Genomic DNA, 23,471 nt, shown 5'->3' on the forward strand with positions numbered 1-23,471 from the left:
CCGGGTCTTGTACGTTCTTGGCATGCAGGCCGTGTCGGCATGGCGTCCACCGGTGCCGGGCATCGCGGAGGTGTTCCACGCCCGGTTCGACCGGCACGCGTACCCGATGCACACCCATGAGACCTGGACGCTGCTGATCGTCGACGACGGCGCGATCCGCTACGACCTGGATCGCAGCGAGCACGGCGCGGTCGGTTCGACGGTGACGCTGCTGCCGCCGGACGTGCCGCACGACGGGCAGTCCGCGACCGAGGGCGGGTTCCGCAAGCGCGTGCTCTACCTCGATCGTGCGGTGCTCGGCGACGCGCTGATCGGCGCGGCCGTCGGGCAGCCGGAGTTCCGCGATCCGCTGCTGCGTACCCGGCTGGACCAGTTGCACCACGCGGTGTCCGGGCCCGAGACGCTGGAGGCCGAGAGCCGGCTCGCGTTCGTCGCCGAACGCCTGCTCACCCATCTGGGCGCACCGCCCCGGGCCGGCTCCGCGCCGCCCCGGCTCGCGGCCGACCTGCGCGATCTGATCGACGACCGGGTCCAGGCCGGGGTGACGCTCCAGGAGGCGTCGGAGTCACTTTTCGCGCATCCCACCCATTTGGTACGCAGTTTCACGCGCGCGTTCGGCCTGCCGCCGCACGCGTACCTGATGGGGCGGCGGATCGCGTTGGCCCGGACGCTGCTGCTGGACGGCCGTCGCCCGGCGGAGGTGGCGATCGAGGCCGGCTTCTTCGACCAGGCGCACCTGAACCGGCACTTCGTCCGGCATGTGGGGGTCTCCCCGGCCGATATGCTCGCCCACCCGGTAACCACAGCGCCTCAGGCGGACATCTCCAGGTATGGAACTCAATGACGCGGCCGCTCGAAGGCGCTTCGAAGGACTATTCGACGCCCACTATGCGGAGTTGACGCGTTTCGCGGCCCGTCGGGTAGGCGCCGACGCGGCGGGCGACATCGTCGCCCACACGTTCCTGATCGCCTGGCGCCGGTTCGCCGAACTGCCGCCCGAGCACACCCGAGCCTGGCTCTACTCGACGGCGAGGCAGGTCATCGCCAACGAGCTGCGGGGGCGTACGCGCCGGGAAAGGCTGGCCGCCAAGGCGGCTGCCGGTGGCGACGTCGAGGTGGCGGACCCTTCCGGACAGGTCGACGAGCAGCTGCGCGTACGCGCCGTCCTCGCCGAGCTGTCCCCCGCCGACCAGGAAGTCCTGCGGCTCGTCGAGTGGGACGGGCTGGACGTGGCCGAGGCGGCGCTCGTCCTGCGCTGTACGCGTACCGCGCTGAAGGTGCGGCTGCATCGAGCCCGGAAACGGTTCGCTCAGCGGCTGCTCGCCAGCGAGGAACAGGACGCTTCGCCGATCCGGCGCACCCGGCCGACCATCGTTCCCGGAAGGAGCACCACAACATGACCGATCCCCTGGACCGGCTGCGTGCCGCCGATCCCGCCCGTACGCACACCGACCCCGACCCGCGCGGCTCGCAGGCGCTCGCCCTGCTCGAACGGGTCCTCGACACCCCAGCCGATCCACTGCCGAAGCGCAACCGTCGTCGCCTCATCGCCGCCGTCACCGGTGCGGCAGTCGCCGCGGCCGTCGGCGGGTTCTTCATCGCCACCCCGGCGGCGGCGTACACGGTGGACAAACGAGCCGATGGCTCGGTGCATTTCTCATTTCGCGCCGAACGCTTGAAGGACACCGCCCGGCTCAACAAAGAACTGGCTCGGGCCGGTGCGAATACCGTCGTGATGCGGATGGTCACGGCAGACCGCTGCACGGAGGCGCTCGACATGGATCCGGCGTTCCCGTTCCTCACCACGGCCACGCCGGAGGATCTGGAGCGAGCTCCGGTCGCCTACCGAGTGGCCGATGGCGACGTCGTCATCACCGTCCGCCCGGAGAAGATCCCGGCGGCCGACACCCTCGCCTTCGGGTACGCCACCTGGGCCGATCCCGATGGGCGTACCACCACGGTCGTGCCCGCAGTAGTCCGGACCTTGCCGTCCTGCATGGCGATCCCGGAGCGGGTACGGCGCTGACCCACGGTCTCACGCGGATGCCGAGCTGGCGTCCGCGTGAGAACCTGGACGGCGTGGACCTGACCGACACGCAGAGCACCCTCGTCGTCGTCTGCGCGCTGGCGATCCTGGCCGGGACGGTCGGCGTGGTCGTCCCCGTGATTCCCGGCCTGATCCTGAGCTGGGGCGCGGTGCTGGTCTGGGCGTTGTTCTCCGACGCGGGCTGGGGCCGCTGGCTGGTGCTGTTCATCGCGACCTTCGTCGCGCTGGCCGGCACCGCCGCCAAGTACGCCTGGCCCGGCCGCCGCCTCAAGCAGAGCGGGGTGCCGAACTGGTCGCTGATCGCGGGCGGCCTGCTGGGCATCGTCGGCTTCTTCGTCGTCCCCGTCGTCGGCCTGCCGCTCGGCTTCGTGGTCGGCATCCTGCTCGCCGAACTGCTCCGCCAACGGCAGTTCAAACCAGCCTGGTCCGCGACCTGGCACGCGGTCAAAGCCGTCGGCCTGTCCATGCTGATCGAACTGGCCGCCGCCCTGATCATCGCCGTCACCTGGGTGGTCGGCGCGTTCGCGGCCTGATCCGGACGGGTGCTCAAGTGAACGTCGCTTGGCCCCGTCGGCCCGCCGCGGCGCCTTATCTGTGCCGGACCGACGATGACGCCACCGGCCGTCGGGCCTGGGTTTGTCTGGGCATCCGGAAGACATCGCCCGCCAGGCGGCCGAAGATCACCGCTGCGGCCAACGCGACGAGCCGGATTCCGTCGGAACTGCCGTGCCAGGTCAGCTGGCCCAGCTGGTTCACCAGGAACCCGTCGAACACGAGGAACCCGATGACGGCGGTCACGATCGGTGCCGTCCACACGGCGGTGGCCGCGGCGAAGCCGAACACCGCCAGCACCAGGACGGCGTACCGGAGCATGGCGTCCGCCGGTGGGATTGCTGAGGCGACGAAGGCCGCGACGATGACGACGAGCGCCCCGAGTCCGACGAGGAATCCCTGCGGAAGGCCTGGGTCCGCCTCGCTGAGAAGTGGCGGGTACACCCCCGCCCGGGTGGTGTTCACGACTCGCTCCGATGGCTTGTCAGCGGCCGCTTTTCGGCCCCTCCCATCGAGTCAACAACCGAGGGTGGCAGGCGCATAGAGGCCCTTACGCGTTCTTGACGCCCGCCGCCGGCTTCTTGACGTTTCGTTGACGACCTGGGTGATCCACCGGCCATGACGCACCGTCTTTCGCCCTCCTGGTGTTGTCACCGGTCTCTGACAACACCACAAGGGCGAAAGTTCAGCTCTCGTCGCGGGTGTGGAGGTCCGCCGTCGTCAGCGGCCGGTGTCGCGGAGTTTGCCGCTTCGGGACACGGTCGTATCCGTGCACGAGCTGAGGTCGAAGCAGCAGGGCCGCCGCTTGCCGTCGTCCATCTTCGACAGGCTCGCCTCCACCCGGGTCTGCCGGGTCGACGGGTTCGCCGTGGCGTTGATCCAGCGCACCCATTCCCAGCGGGCCATCGGCGTGATGTCCTCCCAGATGACCTGGATCCGCTGCGGCGCGGACGCCAGCGCGTCGGCGAAGTCGGCCGGTACTTCTGGTTCCGGCCACTCCTGAGCCGGCTCGACGGTGATGTCGACCGCGTCGCCCACCGAGAGGCCTGCGGCGCGCCGGAGGTCGTCGTCGACCTTGATCCAGTGGCCCCGCCGCCCGTCCGGTTCGATCACCGACTGGAAGGCGTGGCCGTTGAGGAATCCGTTCACCGCGACCTGCCCTCGCGATGGCAGCAGCTGGCTCGCTTCGCCCGGCATGCGCACGATGGTCGTGGTGACGACGGTTTCGAGGCTGGCCTCGAAGCGGATCGGCGTCGTGGACTTCTGGCTCATGCAGCAAGAGTTCCAGGCCAGACGCCGGTCGGTCAATTCTGCCGGAGACGCGAAATTCGCCCGATTTGCCACACTAGCGACGCAGCTGGCCCCTCGTGCGAAGGGATGGGCTCGTAAGGATGCCGATCTACGCTGATCCGCTGCGGATGAAGAGCATGCCTCTGTCGTCGCCGCCGAAAGTGGTCCAGCCGTCGGCGGCACGCAGGCTCCGGCCGAGCGGCGTACTCGGGGTGACGAGGACGCAGGTGATGCCGTCGGCGTCCAACCGGCGCAGGCCGTCCGGGCCGAACTCGGTGTCGTTGGCGGCGGCGAGCAGCGTGCGGCCGTAGAGGTCGCTGCGGGAGTCCTGGCTGACCGGCACGTCCGGGCGGAGCAGGATCACCGGCCCGCCGAGTTGGTAGCCGTTGAACAGGCGACAGCCGGACGGTATCGCCTGAATCGCGGCGACGGGGTAATCCGGGGTGCCCAGGGTCGGCAGTTTGACGGCCGCCAGGACGACTTCCGCCGCGAGCAGGCCGGACACCGCCAGCCACACCAGCGGTGACCGCGATCGCAGGTACGCCGCCCTTCGCGGCGACGCGTCGGCGATGCGGGCCAGGACCGGCAGCCCGGCGACGACGGCGATCGGCAGCATCCGCAGGGCGTACAGGCCGGCCGGGATGAGTAGCACCAGGACGAGCAGGTACGCGTACGCACGCAACCGCCAGGCCGCGTACGCCGCGCCGAGGGCCAGGAGCAGCAGCAGGTCGGAGGTGGCCACGGTCGGATCGAACGGCGCCCATTCCACGACGTACGCCGACGAAGCCCGGACGGCGCCGGCGATCTGCACGACGTGCCACCCGTACGGGCTGGCCAGGGAACACACTGCGGTGATCAGGAACCCGGCCGCCAACGCCCGAACCGTGGCGACGGACCGCTCCTGGATCAGGTGGCCGATTCCGGCCGCGGCGACGACGGCCACCCCGAGCGGAGCGGCCAGATGAAGGTTCACCCAGGCCGCTTGGGTGAGTCCCAGGCCGGCGACAGCCCACCAGCGCGCTTTGGTCGCACTCCCCCGCATCAGCACGTCGACCAGCAGAATCAGCAGCGGCACGACCGCGTAGTCGACGATCTGCGGGCGGACGGACAGGAACGCCGTCAGCGGGATGACGGCGTACACCAGGACGAGCAGGGTGATCTTCGGCTGGGCGCCCAGCCGTCGCGCGGCCATTCCGACGGTGAGTGCGATGAGCGGGATGACCAAGGCTCCGGCGAACGCCACGGCCGGCAGTCCGCCGCCGCGATAGGCCAGCGCCAGCAGCACGTCGAACGCCCACGAGTTCGGCTGCCACGGCGTACCGGCCAGGGGCCACGAATAGGTGTCGGACTGCGGGATGTGCCCGGTCGTCAGGGTGTCCAGGCCGACCCGGATCTGCCAGAACGTGTCCGACTCGGCGAGCAGCCCGGCCCGGAAGATCGCCAACGGCAGGAACGCGATCGGCAGCAAAGCCCAGTGCCATCGGGGTCCAGTCGCCACCCCTGCACCGTGCCAATCCGCCCGCGCCCGCGCACCGGCCCGCCGGACAGTTCGCTCCGCCCGAACGGTCCGCTGCGCGAGGACCGGGCCGCCCGGCAGGCTGACGCGCATGTCCGAGGCGCAAGTGCAGGACGCCGGCAAGCTCGATCGGAGCGGTGCCTGGCAGCGGTGGCTGCCGCCCGTGGCGGTCGCCGTCGGCTGTCAGCTCTGGATGTGGCTGCTCGCGGCGGCGGCCGGAGCTGATCCGTTCCGGCTCTCGTCCGGGCTCAAGTGGGACGCCCTGCGGTATGTCGACATCGCACGCCGCGGCTATGAGCTGTATCCCTGCGGCGACGGCCCCATCGACTTCCCAGCTCCGCCGGCGGACGCCTGGTGCGGCAACGCCGGGTGGTTCCCGCTCTACCCGATGCTGATCAAGCTCATCCACGTCACCGGTTTGGGGTACGCCGCCTCGGGCGTACTGCTCTCCCAAGTCGCGCTCGGAGCCGCGCTGTCGGTCGTCTGGCGCCTGCTCGGGGCACGGTTCACCGAGCCGGCCGCGCAGAGTCTGCTCATGGTGGTGCTCCTGCCGGGGAGCGTCTACTACCAGTTGGTGTTCCCGATCTCGCTGGCGCTGCTCTGTGTAGCGGGCGCCGTCCTCGCCGTCCGCAACGGATCGTGGGCGTGGGCTGCCCTCAGCGTCGGCGTCGGGGTGGCCGCGTATCCGAGCGCTGCGGTGATGTGCCTGGTGGTCCCGGTGGCGATCGTGCTCGGTGGACGCCCGGATCCATGGTGGATCCGGGCGGCGAAAGGGCTCGGCGTGGCGGTGGCCGGCGGGCTGGGCCTGGTCGTGGTCGGTTGGATCTTCTTCGCGCAGACCGGCCACTGGGACGCGTACCAGCTGATCCAGCGGAACTATGGCAACGGAGTGCACAATCCGTTCACCACGGCGGCGCAGATCGTGGCAGGCGGCGAGGCCGGCGCCCTGGCCTGGAGCCTGCTGGCGATGCTGATCTTCATCGGCCCCGCTCTGGTGGTCGCCGTACGCCGAGGGATGGCGCGCGGTTTCGACGCCGAACTCATCCTGCTGATCGGGCTCATGGTCGGTCTGGTCCTGGTGCCGCTCGTGGCCGGTCCCCGGGTGTCCGCGTACCGGTCGTATGCGTTGGCGGCTCCAGCCGTTGTGCTGCTCACGACGATCCCGGAGCGGTTGCGCCTGCTGATGCTGGTGGGCCTGGCCGGCGTCGGCAGCCTGCTGACCTTCGTGTTCTTCCAGGGCCGGCTCATCTGAGCCGGGCTCAGCTCGCGTCGGCGAAGACCCGCTTGGCGACGGCCATGGCCGACATCGCTCTCGGCCAGCCGGCGTAGAAGGCGAGATGGGTGATCGCCTCGACGAGTTCGGCCTCGGTCAGGCCGTTCTGCTTGGCGAAGCTGAGGTGGAAGGTCAACTGCTCGGTGTTGCCACCGGCTACGAGCGCGGCGACGGTGATCAGGCTGCGGTCGCGGGGCGCGAGGTCGGGGCGGCCCCACACGTCGTCGAAGAGTTGATCGGTGAAGTGCGCGAGCGCGGGCGCGAAGTCGCCCAGCAGCTTCTGCGCCGCTGACGGCTGCTTGTCGTCCGTCATGATCGATCCTTTCCCGAAGAATGATGCCTTGCCGGCGATCATCTCCCAGGACGGCCGGAGTCGCAGGTCGCCGCGCAGCGGCGGCCGTGGCCATTGTCGATCGACGGCGGCGGCTACATTGTGCGCGTGCTCGATCCGACCCCGGACGCCTCCATCGCCATCGATCTTGACCGGGCTCGTCAGCCGGTGGCTCCAGGGCGGTGGGCGCGGTTCCGGTCGCGCCGGCTGCCGATGGGGCTGGTCGTCGTCCTCGTTCTCGGGGGTGTGCTGGCAGGCATGGCCGGGATGGGGCTGTGGGCCGCCCGGCAGTGGGTGCGTACGCAGTCGGCTTTGGTCTCGGTGTTCGCCACGGTGGCCGGCATCAATTCGGCGTACGGCGAGTCGGGCGGGGTGGTGATCGAGGGCACGGTCGCCGTCATGAACGGTGGTCCGCTGCCGGTTCACATCACCGGAGTCGGGGAGGACGCCGCCCTGGTCCTGCAGGGCAGCCAGCGGATCATTCCGCACGCGACGGCGTGGTTCCCGGTGCGCGCCACCGTCTCGTGTGTGGACTCGACGGCGCCTGTGAGCATGACGGCCGAACTTGTCGTCATCCCGTCGGACGGGCGTCGCCACCTGACTGCCGTGGTGCTGCCGCTCACCGGCACCGCCTGGTCCGACCCGCTCGCCCGCGCCTGCCACGCGAACCTACCCGGCTGACGCCACTGGTCCGACCTGCTCGCCCGCGCCTGCCACGCGAACCTACCCGGCTGACGCCGCTGGTCCGACCTGCTCGCGCGGGCCTGGCGCGCGAACCTGCCCGGCTGACGCAGCGACGGCGGGGCTGACACGCCGCGGCCGTCTCCACCCGCGTACAGAAGCGGCCTTTCGGACGAACCCCCTCTCTTGAGCAGCGATCGATTGATCTAAATACTGACCGGAGCGGGTCTACAGATCCGATCGCCTCGTGGGGAGGAATCATGAGAGTTCAGCTCGACCAGGCCGCTCGCCGGCTGGCCGCGATCGTCGGCGCGCTCACGCTCGGCGTGGTCGCGGTGCCGTCGGCTGCCTCGGCAGCGCCGCATTACAGCCCGGCCCAGCTCGCTGCGGCGTACGCCGCAGTCGACGCCTCGGGCGTCGACGGAATCTCCTGGTATGTCGATGCGACATCCGGCCGAGTCGTCGTCACCGCCGACAAGTCCGTCGACGCCGCCGAACTGGCCACTCTCAAGCGCGCGGCCGGCGTCACCGCCGGAGCGCTGAAGATCGAGCGCACCTCGGGCGTCTTCAGCCCGCTGCTGTCGGCCGGCGACGCGATCTACGGCGGCAGCTACCGCTGCTCGCTCGGGTTCAACGTCGTCAGCGGCAGCACCTACTACTTCCTCACCGCCGGGCACTGCGCGTCCCTGGCCAGCACCTGGTACACCAACTCGGCGCACACCACGCTGATCGGCGGCAACGTCGGATACAGCTTCCCCGGTGACGACTACGCCCTGGTCCGTTACGACAACACCTCGCTGTCGCATTCAGGCGGCTACACCCTGGCGGACGCGGTCGTCGGCGAGACGGTCACCCGCGACGGCTCCACCACCGGCGTGCACTCGGGCAAGGTCACCGCGCTCAACGTCTCGGTCCGATACTCCGGCCACCCCGGCGGCAAGGTCGGCGGCCTGATCCAGACCACCGTCTGCGCCGAGGGCGGCGACTCGGGCGGCCCGCTGTACGACGGCAACAAGGCGCTCGGCCTGACCTCCGGCGGCAGCGGCGACTGCACGTCCGGTGGCACTACCTTCTTCCAGCCGGTACGCGAGGCGGCCAACAAGTACGGCGTGACCATCCTCTGACCGCACCTTTCCCCGATCGCACAGAGGTGCCCGGCCCGGCAGGCTCATCCTGGCCGGGCACCGCGACACCGAGCGGCCGATGACCGTTCGGCCGATGCCATGTCACGGATGGTGACAGGGGTGACTCGACTCGACCAGCGCTTATAGCCCTGGGTAGCCTCGCAGCCGATGCCCTCGCACAGTCTGCGCCCGTCCGGCGAGCCCGGCCTGGAGCACCCCGACCGCAGCACCCGGCCCGTCTTCGTCGATCGGTCGGGTCGCCGCCGTCGGCTGATCACCGTCCTGGGCGCTGCTCTCGGCGTATCCCTGTTGCTGGGTTTGATCGGGCTGGGCGCGAGTCTGATCGGCGGCGGACCGGCGCAACTGCCGGGGTGGCCGGGGCATGGCGGCGCCGCGGAGCCCAAGCCGTCGGCGGTGGCCGAGCCGAGTGTGTCGCCGAGCCGGAGCACGACCGTGACCACCCGGACCAGCGATCCGTCGGTGAGCACGTCGCCGAGCGCGAGCCCGGGGACGTCGGCGACCTCGCTCCCACCGGGGCAGACCAACACGCACCGGCCCACGGCGAAGCCGAGCCGGTCGCGCAAGCCATGAGCGGCAATCGTCGCGCGCCTGCCCGCGAGGCCCGGGCGCATTGGATCCTGCTGCTGTTGTCGCTCGTGCTGCTGTTGGCGGCGCTGGCGTTCAACGGGTACGCCCACGGCATCGCCGGCGGGGCCGAGGTGCCGCGGCCGATCGCCGGGGCGGCGGCCGCCCCGGAGCAGGTGCTGACCGGCGGGCCGGTGATCCGGGCGAACGCCGGCCAGGTGGAGTCGCGGCGGATGCCGGCCAAGACGATCGCGTTGACCTTCGACGACGGTCCGGACCCGGAGTGGACGCCGAAGGTCCTCGACGTGCTGGCGAAGTATCAGGCGCATGGGACGTTCTTCCCGATCGGCTCACGCGTGAACGAATACCCCGACCTGGTACGCCGCATGACGGCGGAAGGCCACGAGGTCGGTTCGCACACCTTCACGCACGTGGAGATCGCGCGCGTCCCGGGCTGGCGGCGCGACCTGGAGCTGGGGATGACCCGCAACGCGATCGCGGGCGCGACCGGGCGCGAGGTGACGCTGTTCCGGCCGCCGTTCTCGTCGACCGCCGACGCGCTGCACGTGTACGAGGTCGCCGTCCTGCCCGCTGACGCGTTGACGGTCCTCAACGATCTCGACACCGAGGACTGGCAGCGGCCAGGCGTGGACGCGATCGTGCGGGCCGCCCAGCCGAAGGGCACGGCCGGGGCGATCGTGCTGATGCACGACAGCGGCGGCGACCGCAGCCAGACCGTGCAAGCACTGGCCAAGCTCATCCCGGCGTTGCAGGCCAAGGGCTACAAGTTCGCCACCGTCTCCGAGGCGCTGGGGCTGCCGGCCGCGGCACCGGCCCCGCGAGCGGTGCAGGTCCGGGGTGACGTGCTGCGTACGGTGCAGGCCGCGGCCGGCTTCGCGACCGAGGCCATGGGCGTGCTTATGGCCGTGGCGCTGGTACTGGCCGTCGTCCGGTTGCTCGTCCAGATCGTCGCCGCCCGGCGGCACGTCAAGGTCGCCCGGCGGCGCTGGCGGGAACGGCCGTTCGAGGTGCTCGATCCGGTGTCGATCATCGTCCCGGCGTACAACGAGGCCGCGAACATCGCCGCGACCGTGCGCTCGCTCGTCGCCAGCGACTACCCGTACCTCGAGGTCATCGTGGTCGACGACGGTTCCACCGACCACACCGCCGACATCGTCGAGGGGCTGCGGCTGCGGGGCGTACGCGTGCTGCGTCAGGCGAACGCGGGCAAGCCCGCCGCGCTCACCACCGGCATCCGGGCCGCCCGCGCCGACCTGCTGATCCTCGTCGACGGCGACACAGTCTTCCAGCGCGACACCGTCTACAACCTCGTGCAGGACTTCGTCGACCCCCAGGTCGGCGCGATCGCGGGCAACACCAAGGTCGCCAACCGCAAGCGCCTGCTCGGCCGGTGGCAGCACCTGGAGTACGTGATCGGCTTCAACCTCGACCGCCGCCTGTTCGACCTGGCCGGATGCATGCCGACCATCCCCGGCGCGATCGGCGCGTTCCGCCGCGAAGTCCTGCAGGACGTCGCCACCAGCGCCGGGATCGTCTCCCCCGACACCCTCGCGGAGGACACCGACCTGACCATGGCCGTGCTGCGGGCCGGCTGGAAGGTCGTCTACGCGGAGCACGCGATCGCGTGGACCGAAGCCCCCTCGTCGCTGCGCCAGCTGTGGCGGCAGCGATACCGCTGGTGCTACGGCACGATGCAGGCGATGTGGAAGCACCGCCACGCCCTCGCGGAGGGCGGCGGTGGCGGGCGACTCGGCCGCCGCGGGCTGCCCTACCTGCTCGTCTTCCAGATCGCGCTGCCGCTCGCGGCACCCGCCGTCGACATCTTCGCGATCTACGGGTTCATCTTCCTGCCGTGGGTCCAGATGCTGGCGGCCTGGTGCGGCCTGCTGGCCATCCAGGTCTTCACCGCCTGGTACGCCCTACGCCTGGACCGGGAACGGTATGGGCCGCTGTGGAGCATCGCGTTCCAGCAGATCGTGTACCGGCAGCTGATGTACCTCGTGGTGGTGCAGTCCACCGTGACGGCGCTGCTCGGTAACCGGCTGCGCTGGCAGCGCATGCAGCGTACGGGTGAGGCGGCGGCTCTGCTCAAGTCGGCATCCCGCTGACTCCTCGGCCGGCGTCGTCCGGCTGAGCCCTCGGCCGGCGTCGTCCGGCTGACGCGTCAGCTGAGGAGGCCGGACTCGATCACGATCACGGCGCCGATCGCCATGAACACCACCGGCACGAGCCAGTGGCCCCAGCGCTCCACCACCGCGATGATCCGCCGATGCGAGCCGAGCCACCGGGCGGCCACGCACCAGAGTGCGATCCCGGCTGCGAACACCGCCACCGTCACAAGGCTGGCCGCGAGCCCGATCGTGCGGAACAGCGGCGTGTAGACGGAGATGTTGTCGGCGCCGTTGGCGACGGTCACGCCGACGATCGCGGTCAGACTGCCCGCGATCACGGGACCATCCTCGCCACCGCCACGGATCGCCTGGACCAGGCCGCGTACGCCCATCGCGAACGGCACGAGCCCGGCCAGGCCGATCCAGCGGTCGGGGACGACGGTGAGCCCGAGCGCGGCCACGGCCGAGATCGCGACCAGCGCCCCGACGCCGAGATACTGGCCGGTCCAGATCTGCCACGGCCGGGGTCGGCCAGCGGCGCGGGTGGACAGGAACAGCACCGTCAGCACGACGAGGTCGTCGACGTTGGTGCCGGCGAACGTGCCGGCGGCCACCGCGACGGTGCCGACGAGATCCATGGCGCGAGAGCCTACGACGAGTCCGCGGCCCCGATCCAGCCCAGGTGGCGGTCGGCGAGATCGCGGGAGGGCAGGTCGGGGCGGACGGTCAGCGCGTCCAGCAGGTAACCGCGCATGACCTTGTCGATCGCGGCGGGCGTCCCGCCGAGGTCGCGGACGAGGTCGGTACGGGTGACCTCGCACGGCCAGGCCGTGCCGCAGGCCGCGCAGTCCCACCGCTCGTCAGGCAGGTGGTACGCCTCGGTCGCCTCCGGGTCGCCCGCGTCGTCTGCCATGTTCACCATGTCCACCATCGACGCCCATCCTTCGCCGAATGTGCCGGGGCGCAAGGATTACGCGCGTGGGCAAGCCGGTCGGGTTCCTCCGGACGGCCGCGGCCGCGGGGAAGTTCCACGGTTCTGCTGCTGCGGGACCCGCCTCACAGCCGCGAGGTACGCACGAAGGTCGAGGCGAGCGCTGCGATGAGCAGGCCGCCCACGACGATCTCGTACTTGTCGACGTTCTCCCCGCCGAGGAACACGATGACGAACATCGACACGAAGAAGACGCCGATGAACACGGCCAGTCGCTTCATCGGGCACACTCCATGATCATCGTCGGGGTTTCGTCATCATACGGCCGCGAGGCGAGCGGTTATGCTCCGAAGATGGGTGACGAGCGAGGGTATTCCTCGTCCAGCCTTCCGCTCTATTACGAGTGGCACGGGGAGTCCTCCGGTTCGGAGCCGCCGCTGCTGCTCATCCACGGCGGCGGGTCGACGATCGAGTCCAACTGGGGCCGCCTCATCCCAGCGCTGGCGCCGTCCCGGCGTCTGCTGGCCGTCGAGTTGCAGGGGCACGGGCGTACCGGGTCGGGGGTGGGACCGGCGTCGTTCGAGGGATCGGCGGAGGGCCTCGCCGAGCTGCTGACCGAGCTGGCCGCCGGGCCCGTCGACGTGCTCGGGTTCAGCAACGGCGGCCAGGTCGCCGTCCAGTTGGCGGCCCGGCATCCGAAACTGGTGCGGCGACTGGTCGTGGCGTCGGCGCCGTTCCGGCGGGACGGGATGATCGACGGCTTCTGGGAGGGCCTGGCCAACGCGACCTACGCCGACCTGCCCGAGCCCTATCGCGCGGCAGATCTCGCCGTCAGCGGCGATCCCGGGCACGCCGAGCGCATGTTCCACCTGGATCGGGAGCTGATGCTGACCGGGTTCACCGACGTCCCGATCAGCGTGGTCGCCTCGATCACCGCGCCGACGCTGGTCGTGGCGGCCGATCGGGACGTGGTCCGGCCGGCGCACGCCGCGCTGCTCGCCTCGCTCATCCCCCACGCGCGGCTACTCATCGTGCCCGGCAATCACGGCGACTATCTCGGCGAGCTGGCGTCGGCCGATGATCCCGGCCCGCTGGAGCGGACTCTGCCGTTCCTCATCGGATTCCTCACTGAGGACGGTGCGCAGCTCAGCGACCACGAACGCGAGCTTCAGTCGCATCTCCGACATTGATGTGCGGCCCAATCGACCATGACAATGTCCGGATGCCGGAGTCCCAATTCGCCATCGTCGATCGTGCCTTGAAGGGCCAGGCGACGGCCGAGGACCTCAGCCTGGTGCAGGCTAACTTCGAGCGGTGGGTCCAGCTGGACTTCGCCGGCGACGAGGCGCTGGCCTTGGCGTACAGCGTGAACGCCTTGGCGGACGCGTGCGCCACCGACTGGGCGGCGTTGTCGGAGCGGCATCGATCGGCCCACATCTGGCTGTTCACGCTGCTGTGCCCGGACAAGGCCCGGGTGGACCAGGCGGCGCTCGCCTATCTGTCGTGGATCGACCATGACCTGGCGAGGTCGGCCGAGATCGTTCTGGAGTTGCGCGGCGACTGAGCACCGAGCCGATGCAACTAGACTCCGCCGGGTGATGGTGCGGCGAGCCGGCGTGGCGGATGTAGCGGTGCTCGCTGAACTGCGCAGCATCGACGGGGATGGAATCGGGACGTTCGCCGACTGGGTGGCCGCCCATGCGGAGACGCACCTGCCGTTCGTCGCCGAGATCGACGGGACCGTGGTCGGCGCCGCCTGGCTGCTCATCGCCGAACGGATACCCGGCAACGGATCGCCGGAGCGGTGGTACGGCGACATCCAGTCGGTCATGGTTCGCGAGGAACACCGCAACCGCGGCATCGGCGCTGCGCTGATGTCCGCGATCCTGACCGAGGCCCGAACGCGGGGGCTGCTGCACGTGACCGTCCACTCCGGCCGCCGCGCGGTCGACTTCTACCTGCGTAACGGTTTCAGCCACCATCGGCAGCTCCTGCTCTGGGAGCCGGCCGACTCCTGATCGGCCTGAGCGCACGCCGCCCAGGTACGCCGTCTCAGCGGGCTTGGCGCTGGCCGGCCCGCTCCCGTGAGCGGACCCGGGCGGCGAACGCCTCGATCGCGTCGACGACGGCTTCGAACCGCAGCGAGTGGTACAGGTCGAACGCGTGGTGGGCGCCGTTCATCTCGGCGTACACGACGGGTGCGGTCGACACCCGGCGCAGGTGGTCGGTGAGTTCGCGGGCGTGGCTCAGCGGCACCAGGGTGTCCTTGCCGCCGTGCGCCACGAAGAACGGCGGCGCGTCGGCGGTGATGTGGTACGCCGGCGCGGACTCCGGCGAATCGTCGAAATAGGTGCGGTACCAGCCGTTGAGCACGACGGCGGCGCTGACGGAGGTGTCGGCGTCCTCGAAGCCGGGCTGGTAGGCGGGATCGTTCTGGGTGAGCGCGGCCAGCGCCGCCATGTGCCCGCCGGCCGAGCTGCCCGCGACGAACACCGTCGACGGATCCGCCCCGTACTCGTGGGCGTGCTCGCGGGCCCAGGCGATGACCTTCTTGACGTCGATCAGGTGATCCGGGTGCTGGTACTGGGGACGAAGCCGGTAGTTCGCGCTGATGCACACCCACCCGTGGCCGGCGAGCCGGTAGAGCAGCGGCAGCGACTGACTGTTCTTGTGACCGCTGTCGTAGTGGCCGCCGTGCATGTGGATCAGGATCGGCGCGCCGGCCGGCGTCGAGCGGTGGTGGTAGACGTCGAGCAGGTTGCGGCGGCCCGCGTCGCCGTAGGAGAGGTTGGCCACCCGGCGCACGTCCGGCCGGCGGCGGAAGAAGGGCAAGAACAGGATGCGGGCCCACGGGAGGCGGTGCTGCAGACCGGCGGCCAGGTCGGCGTCGATCGTCGTACGCCAGTCGGCGCCCAGCCCGTCGACCACCGCGCGCTGGATCGCACTACGGTCGCGCCAGCCCTGGTACGCGACGACGGTCAGCCCGAGCGCGGCGGTGGCGGCCAACGCGACCGTCGCCCAGGCGATCGGCGAGTCGATGTCGCCCTCGGCGAACGCCAGCGCCGTCGAGATGCCCAGCCAGTAGATGCCGGCGAAGAACGGCAGCTCGTTCACGGCGAGGCCGAGGAAGTAGCTCACCGTGGAGATCGGCTGCGGGCGGCGTACCGGGGCGAGCGCGAAGAGCGTGCCCACCGCGACGCAGAACACGGTGAACATGTAGCCGACGGGCATGGAACCTCCCAAGATCTACGCGTACCCCGCTACTCTCCCCCGCGACCCGCTAGTTGATCAACTCGAAACCTCTGCCTGCTGGTGCCGGGGTGTGCTTGATCAGGGTCATTTTCACGTCGCCATGGCAACAGGGAATTGACCCTGATCATGAAGTCCGCTTCACCGGGGAGCGAAGGGGGCCGATACGTGGTAGCGTCCGTCGTCGCTCGGACGGGAGGCTCTGGTGAATACTCTGGTGAATATTCGTCGGGCCGTCGCGGCGGTGGGCGCGGGTGCGCTGCTCGGCTTGTGGGCCGGCGTGACACCGGCGTACGCGGCCGATGTGGATCTGCGCGCGATCGCTGCCACGGCATCCGGAACGGCTGGGCAGTCCGTGCTGCTGCCGATCGGCTACGAGGCGTCGGCCGACATCTCGTCGACCCAGGGCGCCCGCCTGGACATCACCCCGCCGCTCGGCGTCGAGCTGAGCTGGTCCTTCAGCTCGCCGGCGTGCAAACACTTCGGCACCACCACCATCCGGTGCACCCTCAACCGGGTGCAGTCGGGCTCCCAGGAGCTTCCGTTCCGCCTCGTCGTCCCGGACGTGAAGTCCGCCACCGGCAGTTTCCGGTTGACGCTTACCGCGAGCGGGTACGTCGATCCGAAGCCGGCCAACAACATCGCGTCGATCACGGTCAAACGGACCGCCGGCTCGTCACCATCGCCATCCCCGTCGGCCACGCCGTCGGCGGCGTCGCCGACCTCCTCGCCGAAGCCGGTCAAGCGCAGCTCTTCGCCCAGCGCCGAGCCGGAGGCGACGGATGAGGTGCCGGCGACGGAGGAGCCCTCACCCGGGCCGACCGTGACGGACCCGGCGATCGCCGCAGTCGACGCCTCGACCAGCGACGACGGCGGTTCGAACCTGCTGCCGGTGGTGATCCTCGGCGGAGCGGGCCTGCTCGTGGCGGTCGGCGGGGTGCTGCTGTGGATGGTGTTCCGGCGTCCGTCCGATGAGGACGATGAAGACGACGAGGACGGCGGCTACGACAATCTGTTCACCCAGCGCCTTCCGCGCATCGGCTGAGCGGGCTCGATTCTCCTTCCCCACAAGGCTTCGGGTATGCTCCCGCCCGGCAGGCCGTAGCGCAGAGGTCGTCGCGCCACTTCGCGAAATTGGAGGACGCCGGTTCGAATCCGGCCGGTCTGCCGCCTCAAGCCGGAAAGGTGGGCTCGCCGTGATCGCGTCCCTGCGTGACGATCTGCCGCAGTGGCGCCGCATCCGGTCGCTCACGGTGTCGCCGGACCTCGTCGCGGCGGCGACCGCGGCCCGGGAGGCCGGAGACTGGCGGGCCGCCGCCGAGGCAGCCCGGGTGGACGTCGACATCGACGTGGACGCGGTACGCCAGAAGTTCGGCGCGGAGGCGGCGGCCGCATTCGAGGCCGATCTGCATCACCTGGCGCCGGACCTGCTGTGGTGGCACCTGCCCCGGCATCGGGCCGGGATGACGACCGTGCTGGCGCGGCAGACGCTGATCCTGCCGCCAGAGCAGAACGCGGCGCGGGGGCCGCATCTGCGCCTGCAGACACCGCTCGCGCCGTTCGGCCCGCAGCGGCTGCGGTTGTCCGTCGGGTCGTTCGAGGATCTGGAGTACGAGCGCTGGGTCGTGATGCCCCGGCACACCTGGGATGTGCGGCGCACCGGTGAGCTGGCCGAAGCGTGGGGGGTCGGCGACCCGGCCACCGCCGAGATCTATCGGCTGCTCGCGGTCGGCGATTTCGTCGAGGCGTGGCGGCGATGCGGGATCGAGCTGGAGTCCGACGAAGGCCTGCAGCCGCGTACGGCGCTGCCGACCTGCCCGGTCGGGGTGGCCCGCGAGGTACGCGAGGTCGCCCGAGCGTTCGGCGTGGAGAAGGTCGGCGCGCTGCACTCCTCGCCGCTGATGTTCACCGTCTCCGGCGACGGCGTCTCGGGCACGGCGGCCGAGTTCTACGACCTCTACGAGGTGCCGAGCGTCGTCGTGCAGCCGGTTCCGGCCGACCTGGCGCTGCTGGAAGCGGGCCTGCTGACGCCGGACGAACTGCATCCGCTGGTACGCCAGGCCCTGCCGGGCCTCACCGCCCCGGCGAACGTCATGACGGCCACGCTCGACGGGCCGGAGCCGGTCCGGGTGCGCTGCCGAGGTGTGTGGCACACGTTGTCTATCGAGAGTGGAGCGCTGCGGTTGCACGACCACTCCGACGAGGAGGTGCAGCGCGAGTCGGTGCTGCGGTCACTCGGCGGGGCGTCCGCGGGGTGCTTCGCGGTACGCCAAACCTGGCTGCACGGCGAGGGCAGGCTGCCGAAGGCGCTGGCCCGGCAGGCTCGCGAGGTACGCGAACGGGCGCTGGTCGGCGACACGGACTGGCTCGTCGACGGGCTGCGTACCGGGGCGATCGATCCGCTGATGCGCGACCCGGCCGGCTGGTCGCTGATGCACATGGCGATGATGGTCGACCACGAGCGGCTGCTGCCGCTGCTCGACGCGGCCGGGCTGCCGGTCGACGTGCAGGACCGGACCGGGCGTACGCCGCTCTACCTGGCGATCATGGGCGGCGCGCGCCGGGAGCTGATCCAGGCGCTGCTCGATCGGGGGGCGGACCCGGCGATCGAGACCGTGCACGGCGCGGATTCCTACACCGCGACGTGGCGGGGCAGCGGCTGGGTCCGCGACATGCTCCCCAAGCAGAACCGCGGTTGATCTACACTCCTGCGCGGGCGGAGTCGTAGCGCAGAAGTCGTCGCGCTTTTCTTATCAGGAGGAGAGGACGCCGGTGCGAATCCGGCCGGCTCCGCCCCTCGTCGGCGCAGCGATCGGGAGATGCACCCATGGCACATCGGGATCGGCCGCCGTCGCCGCTGGCGCGCGTACGCCGGGTGCCGTGGTCGATGAGCGACGAATGCGCGGCGCATCGCCGGTCCGGTGGCTGGCGGGCGGCGTACGCGGCCGCCGGCGTGACGGTGGACGTCGACCTCGACGACGTCATGCGCACCTACCCGCCGGCTGAGGCGGCGGCGATCGCCGACCAGCTTCACGCAGCGGCTCCCGACTTGCTGCGGCAGTACCTTTCGCCGTACCGGGCCTGGACGCCGGGAAACGGCCCCGTCGTGCTGTCGGATCAGCTGACGACCCTCTCCTGGACGCAGGCGGACCGGGCCGGCACGTCGGACCTGCCGGCACTGGTGTTGTTCCCCGAGCCGCCAGGACCGGCGCTGCGTCTGGCGGTCATCCGGCCGAGCTGGCTGCGGTGGTATCGCGAACTGCCGGTGTGGTGCTGGCGAGCCGATGCGGTCGAGCAACGACGTGCCGCGCACGTCAGCCGGTACAGCGAGGCGCAGCTGGAGTCCGACGGACTCGCCGAGGGTGCGCTGTCCCCCGACGACCTGCATCCGCTGCTCCACGACGCGCTCTATCCGGACCGTGTTCAGCGGCGTTCGGCGTACGCGTGGTCGTGGGAGCCGACGCCGGTCCGGTGTGGATCGGCCTGGCACGAGCTGCGGCTGACGGACGGCCGGCTCGTCTCTAGTGGACATTCGTCCGCCGAGATCGATCGGGAGCTGGCTCTCGGCGGGCTCTCGGGGCCGATGGTGCGCTGCGCGAGCGTCGTCCACGCGTGGCGTACCGGGACGGGGGGGCTGCCGAAACGGTTGCGGTGGCAACGGGCGGACCTCTTCGAGGTCGCTGCCCGGGGGCACGGAGACGAGGTCGCCGCGGCCCTGGCGGCGGGCTTCGATCGGACCGCAGTCGACGGCGAGGGCGCCGGGTTCCTGCACTACGCGGCCTGGCTCGGCGGGGACCTGCTGCCGGAGCTGCTCAGCGCCGGGTTGTCGCCGGATCGGCGGGACAAGCGCGGCCGGACGCCACTGCATTGGGCGTACGCCGCAGCCCGTCCGGACGTGGTCGAGGCGTTGCTAGGCGCGGGGGCGAACCCGTCGATCGCCGACGACGAGGGCTTGCTCCCGAAGGCTCGGACGCCCAAACTCCACGACCGGTACGCCAAGCTGCTGCGCCAAGACGCTGAGCCGCCGAAGCAATCCATGGTCCATCGGCTTTTGCGGCGCTCGCATCCATAGCGTCGGACCGGTGATCTACACTCTCGCGCGAGGCGGGGCTGTAGCGCAGAAGTCGTCGCGCGCCCTTGCTCAGGGTGAAGACGCCGGTGCAAATCCGGCCGGCTCCGCCTCCCCGACCAGGGCTCGCGCCGAATCGGAGCCTCCCGGCAGCGAAGGGGTTCGTGCATGCAAGCCGATGGCACACCGACACCGGTGCGCTGCCCGGTCATCACCGACCCGACTCGGCAGCTGGCCGATCCGGACGACTTCGTCGCGCTGCTCGACCGGCTCGGCCAGGCGGCGGGCGCGACCGAGGCCGAGGTGTTCCCGCGCGGCACGATTCAGCCCGACGGCCGCCTCGACCTGTGCAAGCAGGGTGTCGGCCCGGTCCTGACCGCCCCGCTGGCCAAGGCCGCCGCAGAGTCGGGGGCGGTGCGCCATCTGCTGCTGGGGACCAACAATCTCGGTGCGCAGGGCGCTCAGGCGGTCGCCGACGCCCTGCGGCCCGGCCATCATCTGCGCACGTTGTACCTGGGCTGCAACCGGATCGACGCCGACGCGGTCGCGCCGCTGGCCGACCGGCTGGCCACCGACGACACCGTGCGGGCGCTGTGGCTCAAGCGCAATCCGATCGGTGACGAGGGCGTGGCCCGGATCTGCTCGGCGCTGGCGGTCAACACGACGCTGCGTACGCTGGACCTGGTCAACGTGGGGCTGAGCGTCGACGGGCTCCGGCATCTGACGGCGACGCTCGTGCAGCGGCCGGTCAAGCTCGATCGGCTGTTCCTGGGCGGCAACGGGCTGACGGCCGACGCCGCACCGCTGCTGGCCACACTCGTCCGCGACGCCCGGATTCACGAGCTGTACCTGGCCTGCAACCACCTCGGCGACGCCGGGGCACAGACGCTGGCGGAAGCGGCCGACGGCCGGCCGATGACGATCGGGCTGGGCGCCAACGGGCTCACCCCGGCCGGCACGACCGCGCTCGCCGAGCATCTGACTGCCTGGCGGGTGCTCGATCTGGGCCGTCCACCGTCGGAACGCGCCTTGCTGGCGGTGCCGAACGAGGTCGGCGACCCGGGTGCGGCGGCGCTGGCGGACGCGCTGCCCACTGCGCAGCTGCGGCGGCTCGACCTGCGGCGTACCGGGGTCGGCGGGCGCGGGGCCCGCCTGCTGGTCGCGGCGGCGGAGAACCATCCGACTCTCGCGTACCTCGGCCTGCGCGGTGGTGTCCCCCGCCGCATGCGGCGCAAGGTCGCCGCGGAGCTGCCAGGTCGCGACACGATCGAGATTCCCGAGGATGTACGCGCGATCGCGAGCGTGTACCGGTGAGCGGGGTGCTGGACGCGGCCGACGCGCTGCTCGACGCGGTCCGCGCGTGGCGTACCGAGCCGGTGCGCGACCCGAAGGTGGAGGCGCTCGCCCTGGCGGTGACGGCGAATCTGCCCGTGCTGCTGTGGGGCGAGCCGGGCATCGGCAAGTCGGCGACGCTGCGGCAGTTGGCGGACAGCCTGGGTACGCCGCTGGAAACCGTCATCGCCAGCGTCCACGAGCCGAGCGACTTCGCCGGGCTGCCGATCGTCGGCGACGACCCGGCGACCACCGGTGTGCCGATGGCGCCCCCGGACTGGGCCGTACGCGTCGCCCACCGGGGCGGCGGCCTGGTGTTCTTCGACGAGCTGTCGTCGGCGCCGCCGGCGGTGCAGGCCGCGCTGCTGCGGGTGGTGCTGGAACGGCACGTGGGCAGCCTGGAACTGCCGGCCGCGACACGCATCGTCGCCGCGGCCAACCCGCCGGCCAGCGCCGCCGACGGCTGGCATCTGAGCCCGCCGCTGGCCAACCGGTTCGTCCATCTCCAGTGGACGCATGACGCCGCCGTCGTCGCCCGGGGACTGGCCGGGACCTGGCCGGCCGTCGAGGTTCCGACGGTCGACACGGCCCGCTCCAGCACCGCGATCGCCAAAGCTCGGGGCACGGTCGCCGGTTTCCTGACCGCCCGCCCCGGTCTGGCGCACCACCTGCCGACCGACGCGGAGAGCCGCGGCGGCGCGTGGCCGTCGCCGCGTACCTGGGAGATGGTGCTGCGGCTGTTGGCCGTGCACCACTGCGCGAACGCCTCGGCCGACGCGCTGGCGATGGCGATCTGCGGCGCGATCGGCGACGGTCCCGGGCTGGAGTTCACCACGTATCTGTCCGAACTGGACCTTCCCGACCCGGAACGTGTCCTGGCCAACCCGGACGCCTTCGTGCTGCCCGATCGCGGCGACCGGCAACTGGCCTGCCTGACCGCCGTCGTCTCGGCCGTGCAGGGCAACACCACGCGTACGCGTTGGGAAGCGGCCTGGGTGGTGCTGGCGCAGGCGGTCAAGGCCGGCGTGCCCGACGTGGCCGCCCGCGCGGCGATGGACCTGGCCGCCATCCGAGACACCGACTGGCCGGTGCCCGCCACCGTGGACGCGTTCGTGGACGTGCTGCGCCTGTCGGGCCGCCTGGCCTGATGACCGAGCCGGACCGCAAGCTGGACCGCACGAAGCTGCTGGCGGCCCGGTTCCGGGCGGCCACCGACCGGCCGTACCTGGCCAGCGCCCTATACAGCCTCACCGTGGTCGAGTCGCCGTCGGTGCCGACGATGGCCGTCGACAAGCACTGGCGGTGTTACGTGTCGGCGGAGTTCGTCGACCGGCTGCCGGTGGCGCAGCTCGCCGCGGTCTGGCTGCACGAGGTGGCGCACCTGCTGCGCGACCATCACGGCCGGGCGAGTCTGCTGCCACCAGGGCAGCGGCGCGATCATCATCGGGTCAACGTGGCGCAGGACGCCGAGATCAACGACGACCTGCTGTCGGACGGGCTGCCGCTGCCGGAGGACCGGGTAGACCCGGCCGGGCTGGGCTTGCCGACCGGGCTGCTGTTCGAGCAGTACCTGCCCCTGCTGCCCGCCCACATCCATTCGCACGACTGCGGTTCGGCCGCACACGGGGTGGCCCGGCCATGGGATCTGCCCGGCGGCGGCGACTCCGGATCGGTCAGCGAGGTCGAGTCTCAGGCGTTGCGCAGGTCGACGGCCGCCGCGATCCGGCAGGCCGCCCGTGGCCGTGGCTCGGTGCCCGACGGCTGGCTGCGCTGGGCGGACGGCGTACTGGAGCCGGTGGTCGACTGGCGGCGGGCGTTGACCGGGGCGATCCGGGAAGCGGCGGCGTGGGCGGCGGGCGCGGTCGACTACACCTATCAGCGGCCGTCCCGGCGATCGGCGGCGCTGCGCGGGGTGGTGCTGCCCCGGCTGCGGCAGCCGGTCCCCCGCGTCGCCGTGGTCGTCGACACCTCCGGCTCCATGGACGAGGACGCGCTCGCGACGGCGCTGGCCGAGGTCGGCGGCGTACTGCGGGCGGTCGGGATCGGCGGCAACCGGGTCACGGTGCTGTCGTGCGACGCCGCGGTGCACGTCGCCCGCCGGGTCAGCACCGTCGGCGAGGTGGTGCTCGCCGGTGGCGGCGGCACCGACATGCGCATCGGCATCGACGCCGCGGTGGCGGTGCCTGATCCGCCCGCGTTCGTCATCGTGCTCACCGACGGCTTCACGCCGTGGCCGCAGGAGCAGCTGGTACGCACCCGGGTGATCGCCGGGATCATCGGCGGCGGGACCGGCGAGCCACCGGCGTGGATCACCACGATCCACATTCCGTCCTGAGCCGGACCGTGCCGTAAACGCGGT

26 protein-coding genes and 3 tRNA genes are annotated in these 23,471 nt (G+C 71.1%); 21 read left to right on the forward strand and 8 right to left on the reverse strand.

All coding sequences use genetic code 11. The features are described 5' to 3' along the window. Window positions 1–22: 22 nt before the first annotated feature. The 4 genes from AB0M47_RS01345 to AB0M47_RS01360 are packed head-to-tail and all read left to right on the forward strand — an operon-like array spanning window position 23 to window position 2,580. Window positions 23–844, forward strand: a complete 822-nt coding sequence (locus tag AB0M47_RS01345; RefSeq protein ID WP_363406461.1) for an AraC family transcriptional regulator — start codon at window positions 23–25, stop codon at window positions 842–844. Beyond that, window positions 831–1,400, forward strand: a complete 570-nt coding sequence (locus AB0M47_RS01350) for a sigma-70 family RNA polymerase sigma factor (RefSeq protein WP_363406464.1) — start codon at window positions 831–833, stop codon at window positions 1,398–1,400. The genes AB0M47_RS01345 and AB0M47_RS01350 overlap by 14 nt, the downstream gene beginning before the upstream one ends. Then, window positions 1,397–2,026, forward strand: coding sequence for a hypothetical protein (locus AB0M47_RS01355; RefSeq protein WP_363406467.1), 630 nt, complete (start codon window positions 1,397–1,399; stop codon window positions 2,024–2,026). The genes AB0M47_RS01350 and AB0M47_RS01355 overlap by 4 nt, the downstream gene beginning before the upstream one ends. A 53-nt stretch (window positions 2,027–2,079) precedes the next feature. Beyond that, complete coding sequence (locus tag AB0M47_RS01360) at window positions 2,080–2,580, forward strand: DUF456 domain-containing protein (protein WP_363406922.1); 501 nt, start codon at window positions 2,080–2,082, stop codon at window positions 2,578–2,580. Between the two features lie 55 nt (window positions 2,581–2,635). On the opposite strand, the gene AB0M47_RS01365 is transcribed toward AB0M47_RS01360, so the two are convergent. The 3 genes from AB0M47_RS01365 to AB0M47_RS01375 all read right to left on the reverse strand — a co-directional run bounded on the left by AB0M47_RS01365 (window position 2,636) and on the right by AB0M47_RS01375 (window position 5,387). Then, on the reverse strand, window positions 2,636–3,064 hold the full coding sequence (locus tag AB0M47_RS01365; protein WP_363406470.1) for a hypothetical protein: 429 nt from the start codon (window positions 3,062–3,064) through the stop codon (window positions 2,636–2,638). A gap of 255 nt (window positions 3,065–3,319) precedes the next feature. After that, complete coding sequence (locus AB0M47_RS01370) at window positions 3,320–3,871, reverse strand: YdeI/OmpD-associated family protein (protein WP_363406472.1); 552 nt, start codon at window positions 3,869–3,871, stop codon at window positions 3,320–3,322. A 127-nt stretch (window positions 3,872–3,998) separates the two neighbouring features. Beyond that, entirely contained in the window at window positions 3,999–5,387 is a 1,389-nt protein-coding gene (locus AB0M47_RS01375) for a hypothetical protein (protein ID WP_363406475.1), read from the reverse strand. Between the two features lie 109 nt (window positions 5,388–5,496). Between AB0M47_RS01375 and AB0M47_RS01380 the strand changes: the two genes are divergently transcribed. Continuing rightward, a complete protein-coding gene (locus AB0M47_RS01380; protein WP_363406478.1) occupies window positions 5,497–6,657 on the forward strand; it encodes a hypothetical protein in 1,161 nt (386 codons plus the stop codon). Between the two features lie 7 nt (window positions 6,658–6,664). Here AB0M47_RS01380 and AB0M47_RS01385 read toward each other — a convergent pair whose 3' ends face one another. Further along, window positions 6,665–6,991: a carboxymuconolactone decarboxylase family protein gene (locus AB0M47_RS01385; RefSeq protein ID WP_363406481.1), complete on the reverse strand. Its 327-nt coding sequence runs from the start codon at window positions 6,989–6,991 to the stop codon at window positions 6,665–6,667. Window positions 6,992–7,117: 126 nt separating this feature from the next. Between AB0M47_RS01385 and AB0M47_RS01390 the strand changes: the two genes are divergently transcribed. The 4 genes from AB0M47_RS01390 (at window position 7,118) to AB0M47_RS01405 (ending at window position 11,528) form a co-directional block, all read left to right on the forward strand. Then, the gene (locus AB0M47_RS01390) at window positions 7,118–7,690 is read left to right on the forward strand and encodes a hypothetical protein (RefSeq protein WP_363406484.1); all 573 of its coding nucleotides are present in this window, start codon (window positions 7,118–7,120) and stop codon (window positions 7,688–7,690) included. A gap of 260 nt (window positions 7,691–7,950) precedes the next feature. After that, window positions 7,951–8,814, forward strand: coding sequence for a S1 family peptidase (locus AB0M47_RS01395; protein WP_363406487.1), 864 nt, complete (start codon window positions 7,951–7,953; stop codon window positions 8,812–8,814). Between the two features lie 168 nt (window positions 8,815–8,982). After that, window positions 8,983–9,405: a hypothetical protein gene (locus AB0M47_RS01400; RefSeq protein WP_363406490.1), complete on the forward strand. Its 423-nt coding sequence runs from the start codon at window positions 8,983–8,985 to the stop codon at window positions 9,403–9,405. Beyond that, window positions 9,402–11,528, forward strand: coding sequence for a bifunctional polysaccharide deacetylase/glycosyltransferase family 2 protein (locus tag AB0M47_RS01405; RefSeq protein WP_363406493.1), 2,127 nt, complete (start codon window positions 9,402–9,404; stop codon window positions 11,526–11,528). Before AB0M47_RS01400 ends, AB0M47_RS01405 begins: the two co-directional genes overlap by 4 nt. Window positions 11,529–11,584: 56 nt before the next feature. Here the strand turns inward: AB0M47_RS01405 and AB0M47_RS01410 are convergent, their stop codons facing one another. From AB0M47_RS01410 to AB0M47_RS01420, 3 genes are all read right to left on the reverse strand, one after another. Further along, window positions 11,585–12,169 carry a cadmium resistance transporter gene (locus AB0M47_RS01410; RefSeq protein ID WP_363406496.1) on the reverse strand — a complete coding sequence of 195 codons (585 nt, stop codon included), beginning with the start codon at window positions 12,167–12,169 and terminating at the stop codon, window positions 11,585–11,587. Window positions 12,170–12,180: 11 nt separating this feature from the next. Beyond that, window positions 12,181–12,462: a hypothetical protein gene (locus AB0M47_RS01415; RefSeq protein WP_363406499.1), complete on the reverse strand. Its 282-nt coding sequence runs from the start codon at window positions 12,460–12,462 to the stop codon at window positions 12,181–12,183. A gap of 125 nt (window positions 12,463–12,587) precedes the next feature. After that, window positions 12,588–12,743, reverse strand: a complete 156-nt coding sequence (locus AB0M47_RS01420; RefSeq protein ID WP_363406502.1) for a hypothetical protein — start codon at window positions 12,741–12,743, stop codon at window positions 12,588–12,590. A 72-nt stretch (window positions 12,744–12,815) separates the two neighbouring features. Between AB0M47_RS01420 and AB0M47_RS01425 the strand changes: the two genes are divergently transcribed. The 3 genes from AB0M47_RS01425 to AB0M47_RS01435 are packed head-to-tail and all read left to right on the forward strand — an operon-like array spanning window position 12,816 to window position 14,480. After that, the gene (locus AB0M47_RS01425) at window positions 12,816–13,652 is read left to right on the forward strand and encodes an alpha/beta fold hydrolase (RefSeq protein ID WP_363406505.1); all 837 of its coding nucleotides are present in this window, start codon (window positions 12,816–12,818) and stop codon (window positions 13,650–13,652) included. Between the two features lie 32 nt (window positions 13,653–13,684). Next, window positions 13,685–14,026, forward strand: a complete 342-nt coding sequence (locus AB0M47_RS01430) for a hypothetical protein (RefSeq protein ID WP_363406508.1) — start codon at window positions 13,685–13,687, stop codon at window positions 14,024–14,026. Window positions 14,027–14,060: 34 nt separating this feature from the next. Continuing rightward, window positions 14,061–14,480 carry a GNAT family N-acetyltransferase gene (locus AB0M47_RS01435; protein ID WP_363406925.1) on the forward strand — a complete coding sequence of 140 codons (420 nt, stop codon included), beginning with the start codon at window positions 14,061–14,063 and terminating at the stop codon, window positions 14,478–14,480. A 34-nt stretch (window positions 14,481–14,514) separates the two neighbouring features. Here AB0M47_RS01435 and AB0M47_RS01440 read toward each other — a convergent pair whose 3' ends face one another. Next, entirely contained in the window at window positions 14,515–15,693 is a 1,179-nt protein-coding gene (locus tag AB0M47_RS01440) for an alpha/beta hydrolase (protein WP_363406511.1), read from the reverse strand. 223 nt (window positions 15,694–15,916) lie between these two features. On the opposite strand from AB0M47_RS01440, the gene AB0M47_RS01445 reads away from it, so the two are divergent. From AB0M47_RS01445 to AB0M47_RS01485, 9 genes are all read left to right on the forward strand, one after another. After that, entirely contained in the window at window positions 15,917–16,756 is an 840-nt protein-coding gene (locus AB0M47_RS01445; protein WP_363406514.1) for a hypothetical protein, read from the forward strand. A 49-nt stretch (window positions 16,757–16,805) separates the two neighbouring features. Next, window positions 16,806–16,880 (forward strand) — tRNA-Arg (locus tag AB0M47_RS01450). Window positions 16,881–16,907: 27 nt separating this feature from the next. Beyond that, window positions 16,908–18,410 (forward strand): ankyrin repeat domain-containing protein, encoded by a 1,503-nt coding sequence (locus tag AB0M47_RS01455; protein ID WP_363406517.1) that lies wholly within the window; start codon window positions 16,908–16,910, stop codon window positions 18,408–18,410. A 19-nt stretch (window positions 18,411–18,429) separates the two neighbouring features. After that, window positions 18,430–18,504 (forward strand) — tRNA-Asp (locus AB0M47_RS01460). Window positions 18,505–18,538: 34 nt separating this feature from the next. Continuing rightward, entirely contained in the window at window positions 18,539–19,783 is a 1,245-nt protein-coding gene (locus tag AB0M47_RS01465) for an ankyrin repeat domain-containing protein (protein ID WP_363406520.1), read from the forward strand. 34 nt (window positions 19,784–19,817) lie between these two features. Next, window positions 19,818–19,890 (forward strand) — tRNA-Ser (locus AB0M47_RS01470). A gap of 58 nt (window positions 19,891–19,948) precedes the next feature. Continuing rightward, window positions 19,949–21,094 (forward strand): gala protein, encoded by a 1,146-nt coding sequence (locus AB0M47_RS01475; protein ID WP_363406523.1) that lies wholly within the window; start codon window positions 19,949–19,951, stop codon window positions 21,092–21,094. 8 nt (window positions 21,095–21,102) lie between these two features. Continuing rightward, window positions 21,103–22,260: an AAA family ATPase gene (locus AB0M47_RS01480; protein ID WP_363406928.1), complete on the forward strand. Its 1,158-nt coding sequence runs from the start codon at window positions 21,103–21,105 to the stop codon at window positions 22,258–22,260. Continuing rightward, window positions 22,260–23,447: a VWA-like domain-containing protein gene (locus AB0M47_RS01485; RefSeq protein ID WP_363406526.1), complete on the forward strand. Its 1,188-nt coding sequence runs from the start codon at window positions 22,260–22,262 to the stop codon at window positions 23,445–23,447. The genes AB0M47_RS01480 and AB0M47_RS01485 overlap by 1 nt, the downstream gene beginning before the upstream one ends. Window positions 23,448–23,471 lie beyond the last annotated feature (24 nt).

The sequence above is a fragment of the Hamadaea sp. NPDC051192 genome (assembly GCF_040682475.1).
Lineage (GTDB): Bacteria > Actinomycetota > Actinomycetes > Mycobacteriales > Micromonosporaceae > Hamadaea > Hamadaea flava.

Coding starts and splice junctions, on each gene's coding strand:
- AB0M47_RS01345 (WP_363406461.1), top strand. CDS start 23: ATGCAGGCCGTGTCGGCATGGCGTCCACCGGTGCCGGGCATCGCGGAG.
- AB0M47_RS01430 (WP_363406508.1), top strand. CDS start 13,685: ATGCCGGAGTCCCAATTCGCCATCGTCGATCGTGCCTTGAAGGGCCAG.
- AB0M47_RS01400 (WP_363406490.1), top strand. CDS start 8,983: ATGCCCTCGCACAGTCTGCGCCCGTCCGGCGAGCCCGGCCTGGAGCAC.
- AB0M47_RS01420 (WP_363406502.1), bottom strand. CDS start 12,743: ATGAAGCGACTGGCCGTGTTCATCGGCGTCTTCTTCGTGTCGATGTTC.
- AB0M47_RS01385 (WP_363406481.1), bottom strand. CDS start 6,991: ATGACGGACGACAAGCAGCCGTCAGCGGCGCAGAAGCTGCTGGGCGAC.
- AB0M47_RS01485 (WP_363406526.1), top strand. CDS start 22,260: ATGACCGAGCCGGACCGCAAGCTGGACCGCACGAAGCTGCTGGCGGCC.
- AB0M47_RS01435 (WP_363406925.1), top strand. CDS start 14,061: ATGGTGCGGCGAGCCGGCGTGGCGGATGTAGCGGTGCTCGCTGAACTG.
- AB0M47_RS01350 (WP_363406464.1), top strand. CDS start 831: ATGGAACTCAATGACGCGGCCGCTCGAAGGCGCTTCGAAGGACTATTC.
- AB0M47_RS01475 (WP_363406523.1), top strand. CDS start 19,949: ATGCAAGCCGATGGCACACCGACACCGGTGCGCTGCCCGGTCATCACC.
- AB0M47_RS01465 (WP_363406520.1), top strand. CDS start 18,539: ATGGCACATCGGGATCGGCCGCCGTCGCCGCTGGCGCGCGTACGCCGG.
- AB0M47_RS01425 (WP_363406505.1), top strand. CDS start 12,816: ATGGGTGACGAGCGAGGGTATTCCTCGTCCAGCCTTCCGCTCTATTAC.
- AB0M47_RS01395 (WP_363406487.1), top strand. CDS start 7,951: ATGAGAGTTCAGCTCGACCAGGCCGCTCGCCGGCTGGCCGCGATCGTC.
- AB0M47_RS01410 (WP_363406496.1), bottom strand. CDS start 12,169: ATGGATCTCGTCGGCACCGTCGCGGTGGCCGCCGGCACGTTCGCCGGC.
- AB0M47_RS01415 (WP_363406499.1), bottom strand. CDS start 12,462: ATGGTGGACATGGTGAACATGGCAGACGACGCGGGCGACCCGGAGGCG.
- AB0M47_RS01355 (WP_363406467.1), top strand. CDS start 1,397: ATGACCGATCCCCTGGACCGGCTGCGTGCCGCCGATCCCGCCCGTACG.
- AB0M47_RS01440 (WP_363406511.1), bottom strand. CDS start 15,693: ATGCCCGTCGGCTACATGTTCACCGTGTTCTGCGTCGCGGTGGGCACG.
- AB0M47_RS01370 (WP_363406472.1), bottom strand. CDS start 3,871: ATGAGCCAGAAGTCCACGACGCCGATCCGCTTCGAGGCCAGCCTCGAA.
- AB0M47_RS01380 (WP_363406478.1), top strand. CDS start 5,497: ATGTCCGAGGCGCAAGTGCAGGACGCCGGCAAGCTCGATCGGAGCGGT.
- AB0M47_RS01405 (WP_363406493.1), top strand. CDS start 9,402: ATGAGCGGCAATCGTCGCGCGCCTGCCCGCGAGGCCCGGGCGCATTGG.